The sequence below is a fragment of the Streptomyces sp. CNQ085 genome, assembly GCF_022614595.1.
In the GTDB taxonomy this organism is placed as follows: Bacteria; Actinomycetota; Actinomycetes; order Streptomycetales; family Streptomycetaceae; genus Streptomyces.
This window is the reverse complement of the sequence record NZ_JAJFAU010000097.1, coordinates 15,794-18,871: the sequence shown is the minus strand read 5'-3', so window position 1 is coordinate 18,871 and position 3,078 is coordinate 15,794. Positions and strand designations below refer to the sequence as shown.

The window sequence follows — 3,078 nt, the reverse complement described above, 5'->3', positions numbered from 1 at the left end:
GTTCATCAGCGCACCGCCGGCGGTCACCGAGCCCTCGAAGACCAGCGGCCGCAGGGCGGCGCGGGCGGTGTAGAGCGCTGCGGTGTACCCCGCCGGCCCGGAGCCGATGATGATCACGTTGCGGATGCCGGTGTCCGTCATGGCGTTCACGCCTTCCACTCGGTGTCGATTTCGGTGATCAGGGTCTCGATGCGGGCGCGGATCTCGTCGCGGATGGGGCGCACGGCGTCCACGCCCTGTCCGGCGGGGTCGTCCAGTTTCCAGTCAAGGTAGTGCTTGCCGGGGAAGACCGGGCAGGTGTCGCCGCAGCCCATGGTGATGACGTAGTCGGATGCCTGGACGGCCTCGGTGGTGAGCACCTTGGGGGTCTCGGCCGACATGTCGATGCCGGCCTCGGCCATGGCCTGGACGGCGGCGGGGTTGACCTGGTCGGCGGGTGCGGATCCGGCGGAGCGGACCTCCACGCGGTCGCCGGCCAGGTGGGTCAGCCAGGCGGCGGCCATCTGGGAGCGGCCGGCGTTGTGGACGCAGACGAACAGCACGGACGGCTTGTCGGGCATGCGGGGTCTTCTTTCGGCTCGTCGGGGGACCGGGTGGCATCACCCCCGGCTGATGTGACACTATCAGTCCATGCTGATGTCAGTCGACACTGACCTGATCCGGGTGCTCGCCGACCCGCTCAGGATGCGCATCGTGACCCTGCTGGCCACCGAAACCCTGTGCACCACTCACCTGGTCGCCGAGACCGCGGCGAAGCAGACCAACCTCTCCAACCACCTGCGCGTCCTGCGCGAGGCCGGCGTGGTGGAGACCGAACCATGCGGCCGGTACACCTACTACCGGCTGCGCCCCGACGTTATCGAGCACCTGGGCCGCTCCTTCACCGAACTGGCCCGCACCGCCCGCACCACCCGCGCCGCCGAAACCCGAAGGGCCTGCCCGTGACCACCACCGAAGAGACCACCAGACCGGCCGGTCCCTCCGAGGACGACGGCATCGTCGCCCGCCTCTCCACCCTGGACCGGTTCCTGGCGGTGTGGATCCTGGCCGCCATGGCCGCCGGCCTCGGCCTGGGCCGGCTGCTCCCCGGCCTGAACGACGCCCTCAGCCGGGTGGAGATCGGCGGCGTCTCCCTGCCCATCGCCCTGGGCCTGCTGATCATGATGTACCCGGTACTGGCCAAGGTCCGCTATGACCGCCTCGACACCGTCACCGGCGACCGCAGGCTCCTGCTCTCCTCCCTGGTGATCAACTGGATCGCCGGCCCCGCGGTGATGTTCGCCCTGGCCTGGACCTTCCTGCCCGACCTGCCCGAGTACCGCACCGGCCTGATCATCGTCGGCCTCGCCCGCTGCATCGCCATGGTCATCATCTGGAACGACCTGGCCTGCGGCGACCGCGAGGCCGCCGCCGTCCTGGTCGCCCTGAACTCCGTCTTCCAGGTCCTCGCCTTCGGCCTGCTGGGCTGGTTCTACCTCGACCTGCTGCCCGGCTGGCTCGGCCTGGGCGACGGCGCCGCCCTGGACATCTCCGCCTGGCAGATCGCCGCCAACGTCGCCGTCTTCCTCGGCGTCCCCCTGCTGGCCGGCTACCTCACCCGCCGCATCGGCGAACAGAGGATGGGCCACGAGACCTACGAGCAGAAGTTCCTGCCGCGCATCGGCCCCTGGGCCCTGTACGGACTGCTGTTCACCATCGTGATCCTCTTCGCCCTCCAGGGAAAGACCATCACCTCCCAGCCGCTGGACGTCGCCCGCATCGCACTGCCACTGCTGATCTACTTCGCACTCATGTTCTTCGGCACCTTCGCCCTCGGCAAGGCCATCGGCCTGGCCTACGAGCGCACCACCACCCTGGCCTTCACCGCCGCCGGCAACAACTTCGAACTGGCCATCGCCGTCGCCATCGCCACCTTCGGCGTCACCTCCGGCCAGGCCCTGGCCGGCGTCGTCGGCCCCCTCATCGAGGTCCCCGTCCTCATCGCCCTGGTCTACGTCGCCCTCGCCCAGCGCAAGAGGTTCGGCGCCCGGCAGCCGGGGGCATGACGCGGTGCACGAATGTGGTGGTCGGCGGCGGCCGGACCGGGCTCGCCACCGACCACCACCTGCGCCGCCAGGGCCTGGACCTCACCATCCTCGACGCCCAGGACACGCCCGGCGGCGCCTGGCGCCGTATGTGGGACCCCCTGCGGCTGTTCTCCCCCGCCGCGTACTCCTCGCTGCCCGGGTGGCCCATGCCCACGCAGCCCGGCCAGACCTACCCGGACGCCGTCCACGTCGTCGGCTACCCCGCTGGCCAAGAGAAGCTCTACGGCCTGCCCCTACGGCGCGGCGTCCGGTGCGTGTACACGGCGCGGGGACAAGGCCCCCGCCGGGCAGAAGCAGATGTAGCGGGCGATATCCATGGGGTCCGTTCAGCGGTCACCCAACCGAACGGGATCCCCGATTCCACGGCACGCTTCAGCATGCGCAGGCCCAAGTCCGGCTTGGTGGCGAACCAGACATCGTCACCGATACCGGCAGCCCGGCACGGGAGGTCAGGGCCCGGGGTGCGCCACGCCCTCGATGTCGGTGCGCGCGACGCTCAGCAGTTTCCGCGCCAGGTCGTTCATCGCGCGTCCCGCCGCGAGTTCGTCGCCGATCTCGGGGATGTCCCTGTCGTGCGGGTTGCGCCGTGCGACGCCCTGCCCGCTGATCTCCGTGCCCCCGAGATCCATGACCGCGTGGGCCTTCGTCATGCCTTCCTCCTCGGAGAGGTGGAGGCTGACCTGCCAGTCCTGTGTGTGAGCCATCGTCTGCTCCCTGGGATGGTGCGGGCCGGTGCGGCCCGGACGCGTTCGTCCCGGTCCGGTGGCAGCGCGCGGCGCGGCCTCCGCGGCCGCGCCTTCCCGCGGCGTTCCCCGTCCACCGGGCACCGCCAACGCCTCCGGGGCTCGCGGTGAACACGCTTCCGGCGTCCTCCCCCCACGGTAACCCCGGTGCCACGGGGCTTCCATCGGACGGTGCACGGCCCGCGCCGCCCGGACGGGCGCGGGTTTCCGCGGCCGTCTCCCCGGTACTCCCCCCTGGGGGGGGGGGG

At 71.0% G+C, this 3,078-nt stretch carries 5 protein-coding genes and 1 pseudogene; 3 read left to right on the top strand and 3 right to left on the bottom strand.

What is annotated here, in order from left to right; translation table 11 throughout:
• Together LJ221_RS16465 and LJ221_RS16460 are read right to left on the bottom strand one after the other, a co-directional pair.
• The coding region (locus LJ221_RS16465) for an FAD-dependent oxidoreductase (protein WP_241717488.1) at positions 1–141 on the bottom strand (141 nt) is incomplete at its 3' end.
• A 5-nt stretch (positions 142–146) separates the two neighbouring features.
• Positions 147–560, bottom strand: coding sequence for an arsenate reductase ArsC (locus LJ221_RS16460; RefSeq protein ID WP_241717484.1), 414 nt, complete (start codon positions 558–560; stop codon positions 147–149).
• A gap of 70 nt (positions 561–630) precedes the next feature.
• Between LJ221_RS16460 and LJ221_RS16455 the strand changes: the two genes are divergently transcribed.
• From LJ221_RS16455 to LJ221_RS24000, 3 genes and pseudogenes are all read left to right on the top strand, one after another.
• Positions 631–945: a helix-turn-helix transcriptional regulator gene (locus LJ221_RS16455; RefSeq protein WP_241717483.1), complete on the top strand. Its 315-nt coding sequence runs from the start codon at positions 631–633 to the stop codon at positions 943–945.
• Complete coding sequence (gene arsB / locus LJ221_RS16450) at positions 942–2,045, top strand: ACR3 family arsenite efflux transporter (protein WP_308314798.1); 1,104 nt, start codon at positions 942–944, stop codon at positions 2,043–2,045. The genes LJ221_RS16455 and arsB overlap by 4 nt, the downstream gene beginning before the upstream one ends.
• A pseudogene (locus LJ221_RS24000) lies at positions 2,042–2,158 on the top strand (NAD(P)-binding protein); the annotation flags it as partial. The gene arsB and the pseudogene LJ221_RS24000, both read left to right, overlap by 4 nt.
• Before the next feature lie 378 nt (positions 2,159–2,536).
• On the opposite strand, the gene LJ221_RS16435 reads toward LJ221_RS24000, so the two are convergent.
• Positions 2,537–2,791, bottom strand: a complete 255-nt coding sequence (locus LJ221_RS16435; protein WP_241717482.1) for a DUF1876 domain-containing protein — start codon at positions 2,789–2,791, stop codon at positions 2,537–2,539.
• Positions 2,792–3,078 lie beyond the last annotated feature (287 nt).